Source organism: Streptomyces abyssalis (assembly GCF_001751365.1).
Lineage (GTDB): Bacteria > Actinomycetota > Actinomycetes > Streptomycetales > Streptomycetaceae > Streptomyces > Streptomyces abyssalis.
Window position 1 is genome coordinate 543,794 of record NZ_LJGT01000041.1, and the last position, 22,059, is coordinate 565,852.

A 22,059-nucleotide genomic window follows, 5' to 3' on the forward strand; every position below is an offset into this window, starting at 1 on the left:
TACTGGCCTTTTGAGAACGGGGAGGGCACTCGTGCCATTCGGTGAACAGCCCGCCTACCTCCGCGTCGCCGGTGATCTCCGCCAGAAGATCATCGGTGGTGCCCTTCCGCCGCACACCCGGCTGCCCTCCCAGGCCCGCATCCGCGCGGAGTACGGCGTCTCCGACACCGTCGCCCTTGAGGCCCGCAAGGTACTGATGGCCGAGGGCCTGGTCGAGGGCCGCTCCGGCTCCGGCACGTACGTCCGGGAGCATCCCGTCCCGCGCAGTGTCGTCCGCAGCGGATTCCGGGCCCTCGGTGATTCCACGCCGTTCCGGCAGGAGCAGTCCGACGAGGACGTGAAGGGCACCTGGGAGTCGCGCAGCGAGCAGGAGGACGCCAGCCCGCTCACGGCCGAGCGGCTGCGCATCGAGCCAGGCGAGCGCGTGATGCGGACCAGGTACCTCTTCCGGGTGGACGGCGAGCCCGTGATGCTCTCCACCTCCTGGGAGCCCCTCTCGCTCACGGGCCGCACGCCGGTGGTGCTGCCCGAGGACGGGCCGCTGGGCGGCAAGGGCGTGGTGGAGCGGATGGCCGCCATCGACGTGGTGGTGGACAACGTCGCGGAGGAGGTCGGCGCCCGCCCCGGGCTTGCCGAGGAGATGATCGATCTGGGGGGTGTTCCCGGGCATTCCGTGCTGGTCGTGACCCGTACGTTCTTCGCCGGCGGGAGCCCCGTGGAGACCGCGGAAGTGGTCGTCCCGGCCGATCGATTCCGCGTCTCGTATCACATGCCCGTGAAGTGACCGCGCGCTTCCGCATGCGAACGTGTGGCCGAAATCGATGCCTCGTTGTACCAAGTCGAATGCGCTGAGTGAAGGCCGGGCGTAAGCTCCGGCATATGCGAAGCGTAAGCGGTGACGGCGACACTGTGCTGCCCTGGCACGTCATACGGGAGGACGGCCACGGCAATCGCTATCGCGTGGGCAGCTATGCCACCCGTACGGAAGCACAGCAGGTAGCCGACCGGCTCGGCGGGAGCGGAGGCCGCGCGAAGGGCGGCAGCGAGAGCGACGGCAGCTATCTGGTCGAGCCTCTGGGATGCGCGAGCGGCGAGTACGCCTGACTGGGCCCAAAATCGGAAGCAGGGACTCTTCGTTCCCGCCTGCCCGGAAGGACCGGGCCGGTCAGCTACCCGATCAGGGACGTGGGCGGTGTGAGCACAGGACCCTCCGAGGGAGTGGCCTCGATCCTCGACACCCTCCGAGTCGGCACGGTCATGCTCGACGGCAAGGGAAAGATCCTGCTCTGGAACCCGATGACGGAGGAGATCCTCGGGTGGCGGGCCGACCAGGTCGTGGGCAGCCGCATCCAGGACTTTCTCGAGGACGGGTACGACGAGGGCGAGCGGCTCCGCGACGAGGCGCTGCGCAACGAGGGCCGCTGGCGCGGGTCGATGCGCATCCTGCACAGCGACGGTCACCGCGTCGCAGTCGAGGGCCGTGTCACGCTCCTGCACGACACCCAGAACCGCACGGTCGTCATCGCCAACATCGTCGAGACCAGCCGGATCCGCGCCGTCGAGCACGATCTGGCCGCGCTCGACGCGCTCTTCGCGTCCTCGCCGCTCGGGATCGCCCTCTTCGACAAGGACAAGCGCTTCGTACGCGTCAACGAATCGCTGGCCAGGCTCAATCAGCTCGCTGCCGAGGAGCACACCGGCAGGACCGTCCACGACGTACTGCCCTCATGGATGGCCGAAGAGGTCTCCGCCGTGCAGTCGACGGTGCTGGAGACCGGAGAGCCCCTCGTCGACGTCGTGATGCCCGCACCGGAGGGGCCGGGCTCGCGCTCCGTCTCGTACAGCAGGCTCACCACCGACAAGGGCGAAGTGCTCGGTGTCAGCACCGTGTTCATGGACATCACCGAGCGGCGCGAGGCCCTGGAGAAGATCGAGGCCGCCCGTGAGCGGCTGGCCCTGCTCGACGACGTCGGCGTCGGACTCGCGGACCGGTTCGACGTCACCGCCATCTCCCAGGCCCTCGCCTCGTCCCTCGTCCCCCGCCTCGCCGACTACGCAGGCGTGATGCTCATCGGTGCCGCGGCACACGGCGGCGACCTGCCCGACATCGAACTCCTCACCGGCACCCCGCTGTTCCAGCTCGGCGTCGCCGCGCGCCATGAGGGCCCGACGGTGAACCGGATGCTCCGCGTCGGCCAGGACGTCCCCTTTCTCGCCGACTCCTTCTTCGGCCGGACGCTGGCCAGCGGCGTACCGCACATCGCGTCCTCACCGCGCGAACTCCTCGCCGCCACCTACCCCGGCGACCCGAAGATGCAGGCGGCCCTCGATCTGAAGGTCCACTCGCTGATGGCCGTGCCGCTGCGCGCCCGCGGCGTCGTGCTCGGGCTGCTGGTCGTCAGCCGCGCCGAGGGCCGTGAGCAGTTCGGCAGGGACGACATAGCACTCGCCATGGAACTGGCGGACCGCGCGGGCGTCTCGCTCGACAACGCACGCCTGTACGCACGTGAGCGCGCCGGTGCGCTGATGCTCCAGCGCAGCCTCCTGCCGCAGAAGGTGCCGGAACCGCCCGGAGTGCAGGTGGCCTACCGCTATGTGCCCGGCAGCAGCGGTACCGAGGTCGGCGGCGACTGGTTCGACGTGATCCCCCTCGCCGGGGGCCGCGTCGCCTTCGTCGTCGGCGACGTCATGGGGCACGGACTGCACGCGGCAGTGACGATGGGACGGCTGCGCACGGCAGTACGCACGCTCGCCGGGCTCGACCTGCCACCCGACGAACTGCTGCGGCGCATCAACGACTTGGCGGACGACTTCGTCCAGACTTCCGACGACCCGCTCATCGCCACCTGTGTCTACGCCGTCTACGACCCCTCCACACGCCGGTGCAGTCTCGCCAAGGCCGGCCATCCGCCGCCGTTGCTGCTGACCGAGGCGGCGGACGGAAGCTGGGTGGCCGACACCCTCGAACTGCCTTCGGGCGCACCGCTCGGAGTCGGCGGCGTCCCCTTCGAGACCTTCGACCTGGAAGTCGTCGAGGGCTCGGTGCTCATCCTCTACACCGACGGCCTCATCGAAGCGCGCGGCGAGGACATCACCCAGGGCATCGACCGCCTCTGCGGGATGCTCTCCGGGGGCCCCGCGCGGCGGGACCCTGACACCCCGGCGACGCTCGAGGCCGCCTGCGACAGCGTCATCGACGACCTGGAGAGCAGGACGGCCTCCCAGCCCAACGACGACGTCGCCCTGCTGATGGCGAAGCTCGGCGGACTGCCCCAGGGCAGCGCCGCCTCCTGGACCTTCCCCGCGGAGAGCTATGCCGTACGCAGGGCACGCGAGGTGGTGCGCCGGACCCTGCACGAATGGGGGCTGGACGCACTGGAGGACACCACCGTGCTGCTGGTCAGCGAACTGGCCACGAATTCGATGCGGTACGCACACGGGCCGATCGGCGTCCGTATGGTGCGCGGCAGTTCGCTGCTGGTGGAGGTCTCAGATCCGCTTCCGGATCCGCCGCGTGAACGCAGCGCCATGCCCGACGACGAAGGCGGGCGCGGCATCCGGCTCGTGGCCAGGGAGGCGCGCCGCTGGGGCACGCGGCACGGGCCGATGGGCAAGACCGTCTGGTTCGAACTCGCCCTTCCCTGAACGCGGTTCGAGAGCACGGCGGCGCGCGGTTCCGCCCGTCCGCCGTCGGATCCGCACTCGCTCCGCATCCCTGCTCCTGCCGTGCGCCCTCGAAGAAGATGGTTCGAACAGGTGCAGGCGGGTTAGGAGACAGATGTCCCTGCCGGATGAGGCCAGGGGGGATTGCACGGAGGTGTGAGGCCGCACGTCATTGTCACAAGCGAGGGAACGACGAATTTCGTGCGGCGATGGGGAAGAGCGTGTTCCGGCTGGCTTACGCCTGCCACACTGCTCAGAACCGGTGCCACACTGGTCACGGGAAGGGGCGGCGTTGAGCGATATCCCTGTGGAGGCGGCAGGCAAGCCCGACGATGTCCGCCGCGCCCTCGCTCTTCTCAACGCGGCGGGTGCCCGTATCGGCAACTCGCTCGACTTGGAGACGACCGCCCGCGAGCTGCTGGACGTCGGCGTCCCGCAGTTCTGCGATCTCGCGTCCGTGGACCTGTACATGGACGTTCTCGCCGGCGACGAACCGCGCCCCGTCGGCCCGGGCGACGGCAGCGGCGAGCTGCGCCGCGTCGGCTTCGCGAGCTCGGTCTCGGAGGCGCCTCCGTCGCTCACCCGTGACGGCCAGACGGGCACGACCGGTTCGAGCCCGGTCACCGTCGGAGCGACCCACTGCTATCCCTTCAGCACGCCGTGCGCGCAGGCGCTGCGCAGCGGGCGCGTACAGCACATACCGGGGCAGGACGGCACGGTGCCCGTCCAGTTCGGTGCCGTCGTGCAGTCGACGCTCGCGGTGCCGATGGTCGCCCGCGACAGGGTGCTGGGGCTCGTGCAGTTCTCCCGGGTCAAGGGCAGCGAGCCGTTCGGGGAGCGGGACGCGGCACTCGCCGCCGAACTGGCCTCGCGCGCTGCCGTGTGCATAGACAACGCACGTCTCTATCGGCGCGAGCACGAACGGGCGTTGATACTTCAGCGCAGCCTGCTGCCGCCCGGTGATCCCGAGGCGGCCGGCCTCGACATAGCGTGCCGCTACCTGCCCGGCAATCCGGCGACCGAGGTCGGCGGCGACTGGTTCGACGTCATCGAACTGCCCGGGCACCGCACCGCCGTCGTCGTAGGCGACGTGATGGGCCGCGGGCTGCGCGCAGCGGTCGCCATGGGTGAACTGCGCACCGCCGTACGGACGTTGGCGCTCACCACCGACATGGAGCCCGCCGAGGTGCTCGGCGCGCTGGACGAGATAGCCCGCGGGCTCGGCGACGCACCGGGCTCGCAGCGCGGCAGCGACGACCTGGCGGAGGTCTATCTCGCGACGTGCATCTTCGCCGTCTACGACCCCGTGTCCCGCCGCTGCACCATCGCCAACGCCGGCCATCTGCCGCCCGTCCTGGTGGAACCGGACGAACCGGCCCTGCTGCTGGAGGTCCCCAAGGGCGTGCCCCTAGGAGTGGGAGGCGAACCCTTCGAAGAGATCGAGATGGAGCTCCCCGACGGCGCGATGATCGCGCTGTACACGGACGGTCTCGTCGAGTCGCGCGAACACCCCATCGACGAGGGCCTCAGCTCACTGCGGGACGCCCTGACCAACGCCACCGAGTCCCTTGAGAACGTCGCCGACCAGGTGCTGACGACCCTCAACGTCCACCACGGCGAGGACGACATAGCACTGCTCGTCGCCCGCGTGCAGGGCCTCCCGGACGGCGCGGTCGGCGACTGGACGCTCTCCGCCGAGCCGCGCTCGGTCGCCCGCGCCCGCGAGCTGACCCGCGACCAGCTCTCCGCGTGGGAGCTGGGCGCCCTCGCGGACACCGCCGAGCTGCTGGTCAGCGAGCTGGTGACGAACGCGCTGCGGCACGGCGAGGGCGAGATCCGTCTCCGGCTGCTGCTGGACCGCACGCTCGTGTGCGAGGTGTGGGACTCGGGCCTGGTGCAGCCACGCCGGCGCCGCGCCCATGTGACGGACGAGGGCGGCCGGGGCCTGCAGCTGGTCGGTCTGCTCAGCGCGGGCTGGGGCAGCAGGCGTACGTACCGCGGCAAGACCGTCTGGTTCGAACTGGGCCGCCCCGGCGAGAACGCCAAGCCCGCCGACCCGGCAGAGGCGCTGCTCAGCCTCTTCTGAAACGGGACGGACGGCGGGCGGGGCGGGCGTCGCGTGGCCGGGCTCAGTCCTCGGAGAGTTTCCAGCCGTCGGCCTTGATACGGGCGTTGTCGCGCGGCCGGAGGCTCATGAAGACGGGACGCGTGCCGCTGAGGACGCGGATGTCGTCCAGGTAGATTCCCCGGCCCTGCTGCTCCTCGTCCGTGACGTAGCGCCAGCGCACGGCGGTCACGCCGGCCGGCAGCTCGCCCCCCGCGTGCAGCCAGCGGCGCGCCGAGAACCCTGCGAAGTCGCCCTCGCTGTCCCAGCGGTGGCGGCCGGCGCGGAGCTTCAGCGGGACCGGGGTCCAAGCGGAGTCGTCGCCGGGGCGTGCGTCGGTCGTGGCCTCCACGGTGCACACGTCCGTGGACTGGGTGTCGTACCAGAGCCGGAACCGCAGCGAGGCGTCGTCCCGCACGGGCTCCTTCAGCGGGACCCGCAGGGTGGCGGTGGTCTCGTCGCGCTGCCCCGAATACCAGGCGGCGCGTGCGACAGCCGGGCGCACCGGCACGGCGCGGGCCAGGTGGCGTGCGGGGGCGCGGCGGTAGTCGCTCACGGTGCCCCAGTCGCGGGTGGGATGGACCCGGTTGGTCAGCAGCACGAAGAGCGTGCCCGCGACCGGGTCGGCCACCAGGCAGGGCCCGGTGTAGCCGGTGTGCCCGGTGGTCACGGGCGTGGACAGGGCGTCCATGAAGAAGCGCTGGTCGAGCTGCCAGCCCAGGCCGCGTGCCGCCTCGGCGCCCATGCCCGGGTTCTCGTTGGTGATCATGGCGCGGACCCAGTCCTCGCCGAGCACCCGGTGGCCCCCGTAGGTGCCGCCGTTCAGCACCATCTGACCGAAGACGGCCAGGTCGGCCGCCGTGGAGAAGACGCCCGCGTGGCCCGCGACCCCGCCCAGGTAGTACGCCTTCTCGTCGTGCACGGAGCCGCGCACCATGCCCCGGCCCGTCCACGGCATGTACTCGGTGGCGGCGATCCGCTCCAGCTTGGACTCCGGCGGGTTGTATCCGGTGTCGGTCATGCCCAGCGGCTCGGTGATCAGCTCGGCGACGAGCTCGTCGAGGCCCTTGCCGGTGATCTTCTCCAGGAGGGCGCCGGCGGTGATGAGACCGAGGTCGGAGTAGGTGTAGTGCTCGCCGGGCGGGTTCTCCAGCGGCTCCGCGTAGATGGCGCCCATCCGTGCCGCGTTGTCGGGGTAGGGCTGGAGGTCCATGTCGGCCTTCATGCCCGAGGTGTGGTTGACCAGCTGCCGCACGACGATGGGGGACTTGGCCGGATCGCTCGCGTCGAAGGGCGGCAGGTGGCGGGCGACGGGGTCGTCCAGGTCGAGCTTCCCCTTCTCGGCCAGGCTGACCAGCACGACCGAAGTGAAGAGCTTCGAGACCGACGCCATGTCGAAGATCGTGTCCTTGCGCATCGCCACCCACTGATCGCGCGGCAGCTCCACGGCGCTCCCGGTTGCCGCGTCCCAGCGGGCGTAGCGCAGGGCATGGCCGCGCGCCGCGTGCTCCACGACCACGCCGTCCCTGGCGGCCAGCAGCACGAATCCCGGGTGCGACGGGTGGGGGCGGTCGGGGCCCGGCCGCATGTACTCCTCGGCTGCAGGCACCATCCGCTCGACCTCGGCGCGGAGCAGGCCCGCGCGCTGCGGGCTTCCCGGGCGCAGCTTGCGGGGGCGGAAGCGGAGATCGTCCGGTGTGACCGTCGGCGGCCCGTCCGGGCCGGGCCCGTACGGTGTCGCGGCGAAGGCGGGTGCTGAGCTCGGGCCCACTCCGGAGGCGAGTGCGACGCTTCCCACGGTGCCGAGGAACTGCCGGCGTCTCATTCGGTGCATCCCCTGTGCTCGTACGGATGTGGTGTCGGTGACTGGTGGCCGTGACTGGTGGTGGTTCCGGGCGGGAACGGCGCGTCCGGACACTCAGCAGCGTATCCAGCGCAGGGCGACAGTGAGCGGTCCTGTGGAGATGCCGTTGGTCCGACCAGTGGCGGTCATGTGACACGGAGAGGCGGCCGGCAGAGCCCGGCGCAAAGGGCGGTAGCCCCGGAAAAGCCCGGAAGCACGCGGAAACGAGGGGGAAAGGCGCGCAAGCGGTGAAGGCCGCGCAAACGGTCCGAAGGGGCGCATCGGGGGCGCGCGGTCGCACGCCCCCGTGACGCATTTCTCAGGGGCCCCGCCGCTCGGCGGCGGCAGGGCCCGGGCACGGCACCGCTCGGTCGTGGGACCTCGGGCGGGGCCGTCAGGCGGGGCGGCTCAGGCCCCGTTCCTTCGGCGGATCTTGTTTCCGAGCCAGACGATCGGGTCGTACTTGCGGTCGGCGGCACGCTCCTTGAGCGGGATCAGCGCGTTGTCGGTGATCTTGATGCCCTCGGGGCAGACCTCCGTGCAGCACTTGGTGATGTTGCAGTAGCCCAGACCGTGGTCCTCCTGCGCGCTGGACTTGCGGTCCAGCCCCGACTCCTCCGCGGCGTCCAGCGGGTGCATGTCGAGCTCGGCCTGCCGCATCAGGAAGCGGGGACCGGCGAAGGCCTGCTTGTTCTCCTCGTGGTCGCGCACCACGTGGCACACGTCCTGGCACAGGAAGCACTCGATGCACTTGCGGAACTCCTGAGAGCGCCCGACGTCCTCCTGCTGCATCCGGTACTCGCCCGGGCCGAGGTCCGCCGGAGGCACGAAGGAGGGGATCTCGCGGGCCTTGGTGTAGTTGTACGACACGTCCGTGACCAGGTCCCGGATGACGGGGTTGGCCCGCAGCGGCGTGATCGTGATCGTCTCCGACCGCTCGAACACGGACATCCGCGTCATGCACAGCAGCCGCGGCCGGCCGTTGATCTCCGCGCTGCACGAGCCGCACTTGCCCGCCTTGCAGTTCCAGCGGACGGCGAGATCCGGTGCCTGCGTGGCCTGGAGCCTGTGGACGATGTCGAGAACGACCTCGCCCTCGAAGACCTCGACCTTGAAGTCCTCCAGTGCGCCGCCGTCGAGATCGCCGCGCCAGACCTGGAAGTCCGCGATGTAGCTGGTCCCGGTCGAGTCGGGGGCGCCGCCGCTGACGGCGCCCGGCGTACCGGTGCCCTCGGCGGTGCCTCCTGCGTCGTGGGCACCGGGACGCGTGTGCGTACCCGTGCCCTCGCCCGCGTGCGTCTCGGCGCTCATTCGGCTGTCAGCTCCTCGTCCGTCAGGTACTTGATCAGCTCCTCCTTCTCGAAGAGCCCCAGCAGATCCGGCCGGATCGGCGGCATGTCGCGGCGCCGCAGATCGATGCGGCCGCGGTCGGCGCGCTTCGCGGCCTCGCCCGGCTGGGTGGAGGCGTCGACCGACACGGGCTCGTCGGCGAGCGTGCAGACGAGGTTGGAACGCCGCCACTGGCGGTCCATGTCCGGGAAGTCGTCGCGTGTGTGGCCGCCGCGCGATTCCGTACGTGTCAGCGCCGCACGCGCCACGCACTCGCTGACCAGCAGCATGTTGCGCAGGTCGATGGCCAGGTGCCAGCCCGGGTTGAACTGCCGGTGCCCCTCGACACCGGCGTACGTCGCGCGTACGCGCAGCTCAGCCAGACGCTCCAGGGCCTGGGTCATCTCCTCGTCACGGCGGATGATGCCGACGAGGTCGTTCATGGACTGCTGCAGGTGCTGGTGGAGCGTGTACGGATTCTCCGCGGGCTCCCCTTCCGGCACCTCCGCGGCGCTGAAGGGCCGCAGGGCCTCGTCCGACGCGCTCTCGATCTGCTCCTCGCTGACGACGGGCCTCCCGTCGCCCTTGAGCGACGCGGCGTACTGCGCGGCGTGCAGCCCCGCACGGCGGCCGAAGACGAGCAGGTCGGACAGGGAGTTGCCGCCGAGCCGGTTCGAGCCGTGCATGCCGCCGGCGACCTCGCCCGCCGCGTACAGGCCCGTCACGCCGATCGCCGCGGCCGTGTCCGGGTCGACGTCGACGCCGCCCATCACGTAGTGGCAGGTCGGGCCGACCTCCATGGCTTCGCTGGTGATGTCCACGTCCGCCAGCTCCTTGAACTGGTGGTGCATGGACGGCAGCCGGCGCTTGATCACGTCGGCCGGCATGCGTGTCGACACATCGAGGAAGACACCGCCGTGCGGTGAGCCGCGGCCTGCCTTGACCTCTGCGTTGATGGCCCGTGCCACCTCGTCGCGGGGGAGCAGCTCGGGGGGACGCCGGTTGTTCTCCGGGTCCTCGTACCAGCCGTCGGCCTCGGCCTCGGACTCGGCGTATTTCTCCTTGAAGACGTCCGGGATGTAGTCGAACATGAACCGCTTGCCCTCGGAGTTGCGCAGGACGCCGCCGTCCCCTCGCACCGACTCGGTGACGAGGATGCCCTTCACCGACGGCGGCCAGACCATCCCCGTGGGGTGGAACTGGACGAACTCCATGTTGATCAGCGAGGCCCCCGCCAGCAGCGCCAGCGCGTGCCCGTCGCCCGTGTACTCCCAGGAGTTCGACGTCACCTTGAAGGACTTGCCGATGCCTCCGGTGGCCAGCACCACGGACGGGGCCTCGACGACGAAGAAGCGGCCCGACTCGCGCTCGTAGCAGAAGACGCCGGAGACGGCTTCCTCACCCGGGGCGCCGCCCTCGACGGGCGACTTGAGGATGCGCGTGACGGTGCACTCCTGGAAGACCTTCAGCCGGGACTCGTAGTCCCCGGTCTCCTTGTAGTCCTCCTGCTGCAGCGCGACCGTCTTCTGCTGGAGCGTACGGATCAGCTCCAGACCCGTACGGTCGCCGACGTGCGCGAGGCGTGGGTACTCGTGGCCGCCGAAGTTGCGCTGCGAGATGCGGCCGTCGGCTGTGCGGTCGAAGAGCGCGCCCCAGGTCTCCAGCTCCCAGACCCTGTCGGGAGCCTCCTTGGCGTGCAGCTCCGCCATCCGCCACTGGTTGAGGAACTTGCCGCCGCGCATGGTGTCGCGGAAGTGCACCTCCCAGTTGTCACCCGGGTTGGCGTTGCCCATGCTGGCGGCGATGCCGCCCTCGGCCATCACGGTGTGCGCCTTGCCGAACAGGGACTTGCAGATCACTGCCGTGCGCAGCCCCTGTTCGCGTGCCTCGATCGCAGCCCGCAGACCCGCACCGCCGGCACCGACGATGACGACATCCCACTGCTGGCGTTCGACTTGCGTCATTTGTCGTGCATCCCTCTCGAAGAAGCGTGGTCAGAAGAGCTGCGGATCGGTGAAGGCACCGGTCGCCAGCAGGTACACGTAGAGGTCGGCGAGGCCCACGCTCAGAAGTGACGCCCACGCGAGCTCCATGTGACGGCTGTTGAGCTTTCCGACCCAGCCCCACATGCGATACCGCACCGGATGCTTCGAGAAGTGCTTGAGCCGCCCGCCGACGATGTGCCGGCAGGAGTGGCACGAGATGGTGTACGCCCAGATCAGCACGATGTTGATGAGGAAGACCACGGTGCCGAGGCCCATGTGGCCCCACTCGTAGTCCGCGTTGCGGAAGCCGAGAATGGTGTCCCAGGTGAGGATGACCGCGACCCCGACCGCCGCGTAGAAGAAGTAGCGGTGGATGTTCTGCAGGATGAGAGGGAAGCGCGTCTCACCGCTGTAGCTCTTGTGGGGCTCGGCGACGCCGCAGGCCGGGGGAGAGGCCCAGAAACCGCGGTAGTAGGCCTTGCGGTAGTAGTAGCAGGTGAGCCGGAAGCCCAGCGGGAAGATCAGGATGATCAGCGCGGGCGAGAGCGGCCACCAGTCCCCGAACAGCGCCCAGTTGGGGCCGCCCTGCATCTTCTCGCAGCTCTCGGCGAGACACGGGGAGTAGAAGGGCGAGACATAGGGCGCGTGGTAGTAGTCGGCGTCCGCCAAGGCCCGCCACGTCGAGTAGACGACGAAGAGGAACAGGCCGAACGCGGTGGACGCCGGCGCGAGCCACCAGCGGTCGGTGCGCAGATGACGCTCCGCGATGGCGGCGCGCGTACCGGTACGCACGCCGCCCGTGCCGCCGGCGTCCGGCGGCCTGCTCGTGCTCTCCGTGCTGCTCGTATTCGGTTGGGGTCGGGTGCCAGTGGCCAACGGTTTCTCCGGTAGGGGCGACTTGTCAGTTGGGGCTGCCTCTTGAGCGGCCGGTCCGGCTCAGCTCGGGGGCGCGGGGCTCACGGCGCGTGCCGGTCCTTGGCGCCCACCCCCTCGTCATCGACGTCCGACCACAGGCCGTGGTCGTAGGGCTTGTCAGGGATCGTGACCATCTCGGGATGCGCCGCGCCGGGCGCCCCGGCGGCCGGCGAAGCGGCACGGAGCAGGGCCAGGGACTCCCGCAGATGCTCGGCGTCGCTGCGTACGCGCCTGACCTCGAGGCCGCTGCCGAGGGTGTTCTCCAGGCGGGCGACGGTCCGGGTGAGTTCGTCGAGGCAGCGCTGGGCCGCCGTCAGGTCGTCGTGAAGTGACGTGTGAGGTGACATGACGTGCCTACCTCCGCTGGTCGTGGCGGCTGGCTTGTGTACATGAGCGGCTTGCGTGCCCAGGTGAGATGGCGAGTGTCGCTCTTCACACTCCCCCTTGTGAAGGGCGCTGCACGGGTTTACCCCGTGCGGGGCATGATCACCAAGTTCCGTCACCCGGACGGGTAGCAGCGGCTCCCCGCAGCCCACAAAAGAGAACGTCCGGCCGGACCATGCCCCTGATCGGCGGGGGAGGGGCCGCGTTCCGGAGATCCGGAACGACGGGCCCCGGAGGCGGCCCCGGACGTCACAGCTTCAGCCGCCAGTCCTGGCCGGTCAGATCGTGGCCGAAACTGTGGTGCCGCGCCTCGCCGACCAGCTCGAACCCGGCCCGCTGGTAGATGCGCCGCGCCGCCGCCAGTACGTCGTTGGTCCACAGCACCAGCTCCCGGTAGCCGGCGGCCCGCGCGAAGGCGACGCACTCGCCGACGAGCCGGTCCCCGAGCCCGTGCCCCCGCGCCGACGGGTCGACGAGCAGCAGCCGCAGCCGGGCGGTGTCCTGTGCGTCCTGTGCGTCCCGGGCGTCGTCCCGTACGCACATGACGCAGCCCGCCCGGCGCCCGTCGAGCTCCGCGATCCACGCCGCCTCCCGCGCCGGGTCGTGGCCGCCGGCGAACTCGGCGACGATGCGTGCGACGAGCGCCTCGTACGTCGCGTCCCAGCCGAACTCCGCCGCGTAGACGGACGCGTTGCGCTCGATGATCCAGCCCATGTCACCCGGGACCGGCGCCCGGACCCGTACCCGCGCGGCGCCGCCCTCCCGCGTCGCGCCGCCGTCCCGCGCGGCGGCGCCTGCCAGGATTCCGCGGGCCGTGGTGAGGCTCTGCGCCAGCAGCTCGCGCTCCGCTTCCGTCATCCCGTCCAGCATCGACTCGACCGCGCTCTGCGATCGCTCCTCCAGGAGCCGGGCCGCCTCCCGGCCCTCCGCGGTCAGCTCGACCTTCACGCGCCGGGCGTCGCGCTCCGAGGTGCGGCGGGTGACCAGCCCCCGCTTCTCGAAGCGCGCGAGCATACGGCTCAGCTGGCCGGCGTCCACGGAGAGCTCCGCACGCAGATCGGCGGCGTCGGTCCGCGCCGCGTGCACCAGCTCGTAGAGGACCCGCGCCTCGGTGAGGGTGTAAGGGGTGTGGAGGTGGCGGCTGTAGTCGAGCGCGCCGATGAGGTTGGTGTAGAAGCGGTTGAACTCCCGCATCTCCTGGACGGTCCGAGCGGCCACCGCGCATCCCCATTCCTTTGACTGAGTCAAAGATATGCCTCTCCGCGGGCCGCTGTCTCCCCCCTGTCGCGGGCTCTGTGCTCCGCCCGGGTGGCTTGCCGTGCGACGCGGCCGAGCCTCCGGGCCACGGCACACGGCCTCCCCTTCAGTGGGCGATAGATGTGATGAAACGCCTATGCCGCCGAACGTGCCCACGCAGGCACCGAGCCGCGTGTACGCACAGTCGGACCCCGTCAGCCCCGGAGGTCTCAGACATGCCAGCCGCGCAAGCTCTCGACGCAGCCACCCGGCGTTCACTCGCACTCCTCCTGGCAGGCGCACTGATCCCGCTCGCCGGGTGCACATCCGGCGACGACGGTGGCCCCAGTTCCGAAGGAGGCGGCAGCGGCGCCTCACGCGACGTTCCGCATCTCGACCGCGAGCAGGTCGCGTCGGGAGGCACTCTGCACTGGGCCGTCGACTCCCTGCCGCCCACGCTGAACGCCTTCCGGCCCAAGGCCGACGCGACGACCGAACGCATCACGGGCGCCACCCTTCCCTCCCTCTTCACGCTCGACGCCGCGGCACGGCCGCAGCTCAACCCGGACTATGTGGAGGCCGCCGACGTCACCTCCGAGGAGCCGCGCCAGACCGTCGTCTACAGGCTCAACCCGAAGGCGAAGTGGAGCAGCGGACGGTCGATCGGCGTCGCCGACTTCAAGGCCCAGTGGAAGGCGCTCAGCGGCAGGAAGAAGTCGTTCGACGCCGCTCGCAACGCCGGATACGACCGGATCGGCAAGGTGACCAAGGGGAAGAACGCGCGCGAGGTGAAGGTCGTCTTCCGTAAGCCGTACGCCGACTGGAAGTCCCTGTTCACGCCCCTCTACCCGCGGTCGGTCATGGCCCGCGCCGACGACTTCAACCACGCCGCGCACAGATCGCTTCCCGTCTCCGCGGGCCCCTTCCGCGTCGAGAAGATCCACCGGGGCGACACCTCGGTCAAGCTCGTACGGAACAAGAAGTGGTGGGGGGACGACGCCAAGCTGAAGCGGATCGTGCTGCGCGTCGTCCCGCGCGACGAACGCAAGGAGGCGCTGCGCCGGGGACAGCTCGACCTGGCCGAGGTCGACGTGGCGACCGTGCGCAGCATCGTCCGGGCGCACAAGGGCGGGGAGGAGGACGCCAAGAGCCGGAAGGGCAATGAGCAAGGACGCAAGTCCGCCGAAGAGCTGCGTGCGCAGGCCGAGCGGGACGGGAAGCTGCGCCACCTCGCCGTACGCCACGCATTCGAACCGGCGTACACGCAGCTGGCGCTGAACGGCGCGGAGGGTCCGCTCTCCGACGAGCGTGTACGCAGGGCCGTCGCCCGGGCCATCGACCGCGAGGCGATCGCGAAGCGCGCGCTTCGCGGCACGGGACTGCCCGTGAAGGCGCTCGGCAGCCACCTGCGGATGATCGACCAGGACGGATACGCCGACAACAGTGACGCGCTCGGGGAGCAGGACGTGGAGTCCGCCCAGTCGCTCCTCGCTGAAGCGGGCTGGAAGGACGGCGGTGCGCGTTCGGAGTCCACCGCCGGCGCGGACGCGAAGAAGGGTGACCGCGGCAATAACGCGGAGGGCGACAAGAACGACGGCGGCAAGGACAGCAAGGACAGTGACGGCGGCAAGGACAGCAAGGCCGGCAACGACGGCAAGGACTCCAGCGGCGACAAGAACGACGGCGACAAGAACGCCCAGCAGAGCAGTGCCCAGAACCGGGCCGCAGGCGCCGCACCCGGCGTCGCGCCCGTCAGCGTCCAGGAGGCCGCCCGGCTCGCCGCCCAGCCCTTGACGCTCTCGCCGGCCACCGCCGGACAGCGTGCCTCGCTCATGACGCAGGCGGCCCGGCTCCAGCTGCGCAAGGCGGAGGCGAGCGGTTCCGAGGGCAAGGTGCGCAAGGCACGTGCCGCAGTGAAGCAGGCCACGCGCGCACGCGCCGACGCCGACGAGCTGCGGCTGCTCTCCGACGGTGGCGCCAAGGTGCAGCGCACGAAGGCGGGCAAGCCGCTCACGCTGCGCCTGGTGCTCCCCAAGGGGCCCGGCTCGGACTCGATCAGGGCCACCGGTACCCGGATCGCCAAGGCGCTGACCCGTATCGGCGTACGTACGCAGGTCAAGCAGGTTCCCGACAAGGACTACTTCCGCAAGCACATCGCCACCGGCGACTACGACCTGGCCATCTACTCCTGGCCCGGCACCGCCTACCCCGCGACCGACGCGCGTCCGATCTTCGCCAAGCCGGCGGCCGCCGCGGACGGCTCGCTGCTCGTCGAGCAGAACTACACGCGCGTCGGGACCAACCAGATCGACCAGCTCTTCGACCAGGCGTCGAAGGAGCTCGACGACGGCGCGCGTAACGACCTCATCAAGCGGGCCGACGCCCGGATCTGGGCGGCGGCGGGCTCGGTGCCGCTCTATCAGCGGCCGCAGCTCGTCGCGGCCGGCGCCAAGGTCGCCAACGCCGGTGCCTTCGGCTTCCAGACCCCGCGCTACCAGGACATCGGCTTCGAGAAGGAGTGACGCCGGGCGAAGGCGACGGCCCGGCACCGGGTCCGGGCTGAGGCCCGGCCCCAGGCCCGGCCCCCGGACAGGGCGGAAGGCGTCCCCCGGGTGGCCGGGCCTTACCATGGTTGACGGAGCCGCGGCGAGATCAGCCCGGCAGGGCGCGTGAGGAGCAGCTGCGCACCCGTGCCCACCCACGATCCGGGAGAAGCGTCAGTCAGCCATGCCCACGCGCCACGACATCCGCAACGTCGCCATCGTCGCCCACGTCGACCACGGGAAGACCACCCTCGTCGACGCCATGCTCAAGCAGGCAGGGACATTCGCCGCGCATCAGCTGGAGTCGGTCGACGACCGGATGATGGACTCGAACGACCTTGAGCGCGAGAAGGGCATCACCATTCTCGCGAAGAACACCGCGGTCAAATACCACCCCAAGGGCGGCGACTCCGTCGTCATCAACATCATCGACACCCCCGGCCACGCCGACTTCGGCGGCGAGGTCGAGCGTGGCCTGTCGATGGTGGACGCCGTGGTGCTGCTGGTGGACGCGTCCGAGGGGCCGCTGCCGCAGACCCGGTTCGTGCTGCGGAAGGCCCTGGAGGCGAGGCTTCCGGTCATTCTGTGCATCAACAAGACCGACAGGTCCGACGCCCGCATCTCCGCCGTCGTCGACGACACCTACGACCTCTTCCTCGACCTCGACGCGGACGAGGAGCAGATCGAGTTCCCCATCGTCTACGCGTGCGCGCGGGACGGCGTCGCGTCGCTGACCCAGCCCGAGGACGGCACGGTGCCCGGCGACAGCGGCAACCTCGAACCGTTCTTCACCACCCTGCTGGAGACCGTCCCGGCGCCGACGTACGAGGAGGACGCGCCGCTCCAGGCACACGTCACCAACCTCGACGCCGACAACTTCCTGGGCCGGATCGCGCTGCTCCGCGTGAAGAACGGCACTCTGAAGAAGGGCCAGACCGTCACCTGGCTCAAGCGCGACGGCTCTGAGCAGAACGTGCGCATCACCGAGCTGATGATGACGGACGCGCTGACCCGCAAGCCCGCCGAGGCCGCCGGCCCCGGCGACATCTGCGCGGTCGCGGGCATCCCCGACATCATGATCGGCGAGACGCTCGCCGACCCGGAGAACCCGGTCGCGCTGCCTCTCATCACCGTCGACGAGCCGGCGATCTCGATGACGATCGGCACGAACACCTCGCCGCTGGTCGGCAAGGGCGGCAAGGGCCACAAGGTGACGGCCCGGCTGGTGAAGGACCGGCTGGAGCGCGAGCTGATCGGCAACGTCTCGCTGCGCGTCCTGCCGACCGAGCGCCCCGACGCATGGGAGGTGCAGGGCCGCGGCGAGCTGGCCCTCGCGATCCTCGTCGAGACGATGCGCCGTGAGGGCTTCGAGCTGACGGTCGGCAAGCCCGAGGTCGTCACGCGGGAGATCGACGGGAAGCTGCACGAGCCCGTGGAGCGGATGACGATCGACGCACCCGAGGAGTTCATGGGCGCCATCACGCAGTTGATGGCCACGCGCAAGGGGCGTATGGAGACGATGACCAACCACGGGTCCGGCTGGATCCGCATGGAGTGGATCGTCCCCGCCCGCGGCCTGATCGGATTCCGCACGGAGTTCCTGACCGAGACCAGGGGCACGGGCATCGCGCACAGCCTCTTCGAGGGGCACGAGAAGTGGTTCGGCGACCTGCGTACGAGGCGCAGCGGCTCGCTGGTCGCGGACAGGGCGGGCTCGGCGACGCCGTTCGCGATGATGAATCTCCAGGAGCGCGGCACGATCTTCATCGAGCCTGGCACCGAGGTCTACGAGGGCATGATCGTCGGCGAGAACTCGCGTTCGGACGACATGGACGTGAACATCACCAAGGAGAAGAAGCTCACCAACATGCGGGCGGCGGCCGCCGACACCACGGAGAACCTGGTGCCGCCGCGGAAGCTCTCGCTGGAGCAGGCCCTGGAGTTCTGCCGCGAGGACGAGTGCATCGAGGTCACCCCGGACACCGTTCGCATCCGCAAGGTGGAGCTCGACCAGAAGGCGCGAGGGCGCGCGGCGTCACGCGCCAAGCACGAGCGCTGAGCGGCCGAGCGCGAGCGCCGGGCGCCGAGCGCTGATACGGGCGGCGGGCTGTCCGGCCCGCCGCGGCGTCGCGGAGCGGCGGTCCCCCGGAGTCCGGTCACCCCACCGGACGTAAGGGGGGCCGCCGTTTTCTTTTGCGTCAATTTCCCTTGTGAGGCCCTGGAATGGGCCACGGCAGCCGGGCGTTCCTGCGCGAATCGCGCCGCGGCGCCGCCGGGCCGGCGAGATGAAGATGCGACGAGGGTGTTATCTGGTCCGCAAGGCAGTACGTCGGCGGTACCGAGGAGGCACCCCATGCGTGGAGCCACGCGTGTCACGTGGGCATTCGGCTGTGCGACGGTCGTCACCCTGGCGGCTGCGGGGTGCGGCGGCGGAGGGGGCGGCGGCGCTGCCGCCGGCTCGGACGCCGGCATCGTACGCGCCTTCTGGACCGACCCGCAGAACCCGCTCGAACCCGCAAACACCAACGAGGTGCAGGGCGGCAAAGTCCTGGAGATGACCTTCCGCGGACTCAAGCGCTACAACCCGCGGACGGGTAAGGCCGAGAACGCCGTGGCGGAATCGATCAAGACCGACGACCAGCAGAACTTCGACATCACCCTGAAGAAGGGCTGGAAGTTCTCGGACGGCACTCCCGTCACGGCCAAGTCCTTCGTCGACGCCTGGAACTACGGCGCTCTCGTCACCAACAAGCAGGTCAGCTCGTACTTCTTCGAGTACATCGACGGCTACGACGACGTGCACCCGGAGAACGAGAGCGCGAAGCCCAAGGCGAAGAAGATGTCCGGCCTGAAGGTGACCGGCAAGAACAGCTTCAAGGTGAAGCTCAACCAGAAGTTCTCCCAGTGGCCCGACACCCTCGGCTACGCGGCCTTCTCGCCGCTCCCCGGGAAGTTCTTCACGGACCACGAGAACTGGCTGAAGAAGCCCGTCGGCAACGGCCCGTACAAGGTCGACTCCTACACCAAGGGGCAGTCCATGCGGCTGTCGGTCAACAAGGAGTACGCCGGCCCGGACAAGCCGAAGAACAAGGGCGTCGAGCTGAAGGTCTACACGGACCAGAACACCGGCTACACGGACCTGCAGGCCGGGAACCTGGACGTCTTCGACGAACTGCCCGCGGGTCAGCTCAAGAACGCCGAGCGCGACCTCGACGGGCGCTACATCAACCAGCCGGCCGGAATTCTGCAGACCCTCTCCTTCCCGCTCTACCGGAAGGAATGGCAGACCGAGAAGGCCAAGCAGGTCCGCGTGGGTCTGTCGATGGCGATCAACCGCAAGGAAGTGACCGAGAAGATCTACCAGGGCACCCGCAAGCCGGCCGGTGACCTCACTTCTCCCGTTCTGACGAAGTCGGGCGGCTACGAGCCCGACATGTGCGGCGAGGTCTGCCAGTACGACCCGAAAGAGGCGAAGAAGCTGATCGAGGACGCGGGCGGGCTCCCCGGCGGAAAGGTCACGCTCACCTCGAACGTCGACACCGGCTCGCACCGGCAGTGGATGGACGCCGTGTGCAACAGCATCAACAACACGCTCGACAAGAACGACGCGTGCACCGTCAATCCGGTGCCCACCTTCAGCGAATTCCGCAAGGACATCGCGGGGAAGAAGCTGAAGAGCATGTTCCGTACCGGCTGGCAGATGGACTATCCGCTGATCCAGAACTTCCTGCAGCCGCTGTACTACACGGACGCCTCCTCCAACGACGCGGGCTACTCCGACAAGCGCGTCGACAAACTCATCGACGAGGCCAACGCCGCCGGTGAGGAAGAAGCGGTGGGCAAGTTCCAGAAGGCCGAGGAGATCGTGCTCAAGGACCTCCCCGCCATTCCGCTGTGGTACCAGGACGGCAACGCCGGCTATTCGGAAAGGGTGAGCGACGTGCGGCTCAATCCCTTCTCCGTCCCGGTATTCACCGACATCAGAGTCAAGTGAGAGAGTGAAATAACGTGGGGCGCTACGTCATCAGACGACTGCTCCAGATGGTCCCGGTGTTCCTCGGGACGACGTTCCTCATCTTCGTGATGGTGTACGCGGTGGGCGACCCGGTCAACGCGATGTTCGGGGACCGGGCGCCCGACCCCGCCACCGCCGCGCAGCTGCGCGCCCAGTTCAATCTCGACAAGCCGGTGTGGATGCAGTACGTGCTCTACCTCGGCGACATCTTCACCGGTGACTTCGGCAACGCCTTCAACGGACAGCCCGTCACCGAGCTGATGAGCAGGGCGTTTCCGGTGACGCTGCGGCTCGCGGTCATCGCGATCGTAATCGAGATCATCATCGGCATCGCCCTCGGGGTGGTCACCGGCCTGCGGCGCGGCCGGCCCGTCGACAGCTCGGTGCTGATGCTCACCCTGCTGGTGATCTCGGTGCCCACCTTCGTGACCGGCACCCTCGCGCAGTACCTGCTGGGCGTGAAGTGGGGCTGGATCCCGCCGGCCGTCTCACCCGAGGCGCCTGTCGGCGAACTGCTGCTGCCCGGGCTGGTGCTGGCGCTGCTGTCGCTGGCATACGTCACGAGGCTCACACGGGCCTCCATCAGTGAGAACGCCCGCGCCGACTACGTACGCACCGCACTGGCCAAGGGGCTGCCGCGCCGCCGCGTGAACACGCGTCACCTGCTGCGCAACTCGCTGATCCCGGTCGTCACCTTTCTCGGCACGGACGTCGGGAACCTCATGGCGGGGGCACTGGTCACCGAGCGGATCTTCAACATCCAGGGAGTCGGCTTCCAGCTCTGGCAGGGCATCGTGCGCCAGAACTCGCCGACGGTCGTCGGCTTCGTGACGGTCCTCGTGATCGTCTTCCTGCTCGCCAATCTGATCGTCGACCTCCTCTACGCCGTGCTCGACCCGAGGATCCGTTATGGGTGAAACCGCCGGCACCGCATACGCAAGCAGCACAGCGACCGACGGACGGGAGGCGGCCCATGGCTGAGCGCGCACCCGAGAGCCCGTCCGCCCCCGGAGAACCCACCGCCGTGACGGGCGACGCGCCTGCCGGAGCTCCCGCGGGGTCCGGCACGGAAGCCGCCGTGGGCGCCGCGGGCCTGGCGCCGGCCCCGGCCACGGACCCGGCGGCACCGCCCTCAGCACCCCAGGAGCCCGCACCGGGGGAGCGGGCCCGCAGTCTCTGGTCGGACGCCTGGCACGACCTGCGCCGCAACCCCGTCTTCATCGTCTCGGCACTGCTGATCCTCTTCCTCGTGCTGATCTCGCTGTGGCCCGGCCTCATCGCCACCCGGAACCCGCTCTCGTGCCGCCTCGACAGATCCCTCGACCCGGCGTCACCGGGCCACTGGTTCGGGTTCGACGCGCAGGGCTGCGACGTCTACACGCGGGTGGTGCACGGTGCGCGTACGTCCGTGACCGTCGGCGTCTGCGCCACCCTGGGCGTGGCCGCCGCCGGCAGCGTCCTCGGCGGGCTCGCCGGCTTCTTCGGCGGCTGGTGGGACGCGTTGATCTCGCGGCTCACCGACATCTTCTTCGGCATCCCGATCATGCTCGGCGGGCTGGTCTTCCTGTCGATGACCGGCAGCCGGTCGGTGTGGACCGTGGTCGCCTTCATCGTGCTGCTGGGCTGGCCGCAGATCGCCCGTATCGCACGCGGCTCGGTCATCTCGGCCAAGCAGAACGACTACGTACTCGCCGCACGTGCCCTCGGCGCGGGCAACGCCCGGATGCTGGTGCGGCACATCCTCCCCAACGCGGTCGCGCCGGTGATCGTGACGGCGACCATCGCGCTCGGCACGTACATCGCCCTGGAGGCGACCCTCAGCTATCTGGGCGTCGGGCTGCAGCCGCCCACCGTCTCCTGGGGTGCGGACATCTCCGACGCCTCGCAGGGGATGCAGTTCCGCAACGCGCCGCACATCCTGCTGTATCCCGCCGCCGCACTGAGCCTGACGGTGCTGGCGTTCATCATGCTCGGCGACGCCGTGCGCGACGCCCTCGACCCCAAGCTGCGCTGAGGGAGGCGTACGTGACACGGACTCAGCC

General features: G+C 69.8%; 15 protein-coding genes. 9 read left to right on the forward strand and 6 right to left on the reverse strand.

Features of this window, described 5'->3' with window-relative positions; translation table 11 throughout:
* Nucleotides 1-31 precede the first annotated feature (31 nt).
* The 4 genes from AN215_RS23300 (at nt 32) to AN215_RS23315 (ending at nt 5,749) form a co-directional block, all read left to right on the forward strand.
* Entirely contained in the window at nt 32-784 is a 753-nt protein-coding gene (locus AN215_RS23300; RefSeq protein ID WP_070011139.1) for a GntR family transcriptional regulator, read from the forward strand.
* 95 nt (nt 785-879) lie between these two features.
* Nucleotides 880-1,104, forward strand: a complete 225-nt coding sequence (locus AN215_RS23305; RefSeq protein WP_070011138.1) for an SPOR domain-containing protein — start codon at nt 880-882, stop codon at nt 1,102-1,104.
* A 90-nt stretch (nt 1,105-1,194) separates the two neighbouring features.
* Entirely contained in the window at nt 1,195-3,645 is a 2,451-nt protein-coding gene (locus AN215_RS23310) for a SpoIIE family protein phosphatase (protein ID WP_245694665.1), read from the forward strand.
* A 310-nt stretch (nt 3,646-3,955) separates the two neighbouring features.
* Complete coding sequence (locus tag AN215_RS23315) at nt 3,956-5,749, forward strand: SpoIIE family protein phosphatase (protein ID WP_070011136.1); 1,794 nt, start codon at nt 3,956-3,958, stop codon at nt 5,747-5,749.
* Nucleotides 5,750-5,792: 43 nt separating this feature from the next.
* Here the strand turns inward: AN215_RS23315 and AN215_RS23320 are convergent, their stop codons facing one another.
* The 6 genes from AN215_RS23320 to AN215_RS23345 form a co-directional block, all read right to left on the reverse strand.
* Complete coding sequence (locus tag AN215_RS23320) at nt 5,793-7,592, reverse strand: serine hydrolase domain-containing protein (protein ID WP_079123340.1); 1,800 nt, start codon at nt 7,590-7,592, stop codon at nt 5,793-5,795.
* 426 nt (nt 7,593-8,018) lie between these two features.
* Entirely contained in the window at nt 8,019-8,921 is a 903-nt protein-coding gene (locus tag AN215_RS23325; RefSeq protein WP_079123341.1) for a succinate dehydrogenase/fumarate reductase iron-sulfur subunit, read from the reverse strand.
* Nucleotides 8,918-10,903, reverse strand: a complete 1,986-nt coding sequence (locus AN215_RS23330; protein ID WP_070011134.1) for a fumarate reductase/succinate dehydrogenase flavoprotein subunit — start codon at nt 10,901-10,903, stop codon at nt 8,918-8,920. The genes AN215_RS23325 and AN215_RS23330 overlap by 4 nt, the downstream gene beginning before the upstream one ends.
* Before the next feature lie 30 nt (nt 10,904-10,933).
* On the reverse strand, nt 10,934-11,800 hold the full coding sequence (locus AN215_RS23335; protein WP_420856163.1) for a hypothetical protein: 867 nt from the start codon (nt 11,798-11,800) through the stop codon (nt 10,934-10,936).
* 80 nt (nt 11,801-11,880) lie between these two features.
* The gene (locus AN215_RS23340; protein ID WP_070011132.1) at nt 11,881-12,186 is read right to left on the reverse strand and encodes a hypothetical protein; all 306 of its coding nucleotides are present in this window, start codon (nt 12,184-12,186) and stop codon (nt 11,881-11,883) included.
* Between the two features lie 286 nt (nt 12,187-12,472).
* Nucleotides 12,473-13,417, reverse strand: coding sequence for a bifunctional helix-turn-helix transcriptional regulator/GNAT family N-acetyltransferase (locus tag AN215_RS23345; protein WP_070011432.1), 945 nt, complete (start codon nt 13,415-13,417; stop codon nt 12,473-12,475).
* A 278-nt stretch (nt 13,418-13,695) separates the two neighbouring features.
* Here AN215_RS23345 and AN215_RS23350 point away from each other — a divergent pair, with 278 nt between their 5' ends.
* The 5 genes from AN215_RS23350 to AN215_RS23370 all read left to right on the forward strand — a co-directional run bounded on the left by AN215_RS23350 (nt 13,696) and on the right by AN215_RS23370 (nt 22,031).
* On the forward strand, nt 13,696-15,981 hold the full coding sequence (locus AN215_RS23350) for an ABC transporter family substrate-binding protein (RefSeq protein ID WP_070011131.1): 2,286 nt from the start codon (nt 13,696-13,698) through the stop codon (nt 15,979-15,981).
* A gap of 205 nt (nt 15,982-16,186) precedes the next feature.
* Nucleotides 16,187-18,061, forward strand: coding sequence for a translational GTPase TypA (gene typA / locus AN215_RS23355; protein ID WP_070011130.1), 1,875 nt, complete (start codon nt 16,187-16,189; stop codon nt 18,059-18,061).
* Nucleotides 18,062-18,355: 294 nt separating this feature from the next.
* Nucleotides 18,356-19,996, forward strand: a complete 1,641-nt coding sequence (locus tag AN215_RS23360; RefSeq protein ID WP_070011129.1) for a peptide ABC transporter substrate-binding protein — start codon at nt 18,356-18,358, stop codon at nt 19,994-19,996.
* Between the two features lie 14 nt (nt 19,997-20,010).
* The gene (locus tag AN215_RS23365) at nt 20,011-20,934 is read left to right on the forward strand and encodes an ABC transporter permease (RefSeq protein WP_070011128.1); all 924 of its coding nucleotides are present in this window, start codon (nt 20,011-20,013) and stop codon (nt 20,932-20,934) included.
* Nucleotides 20,935-20,990: 56 nt separating this feature from the next.
* Nucleotides 20,991-22,031, forward strand: a complete 1,041-nt coding sequence (locus tag AN215_RS23370; RefSeq protein WP_079123342.1) for an ABC transporter permease — start codon at nt 20,991-20,993, stop codon at nt 22,029-22,031.
* Nucleotides 22,032-22,059: the final 28 nt, after the last annotated feature.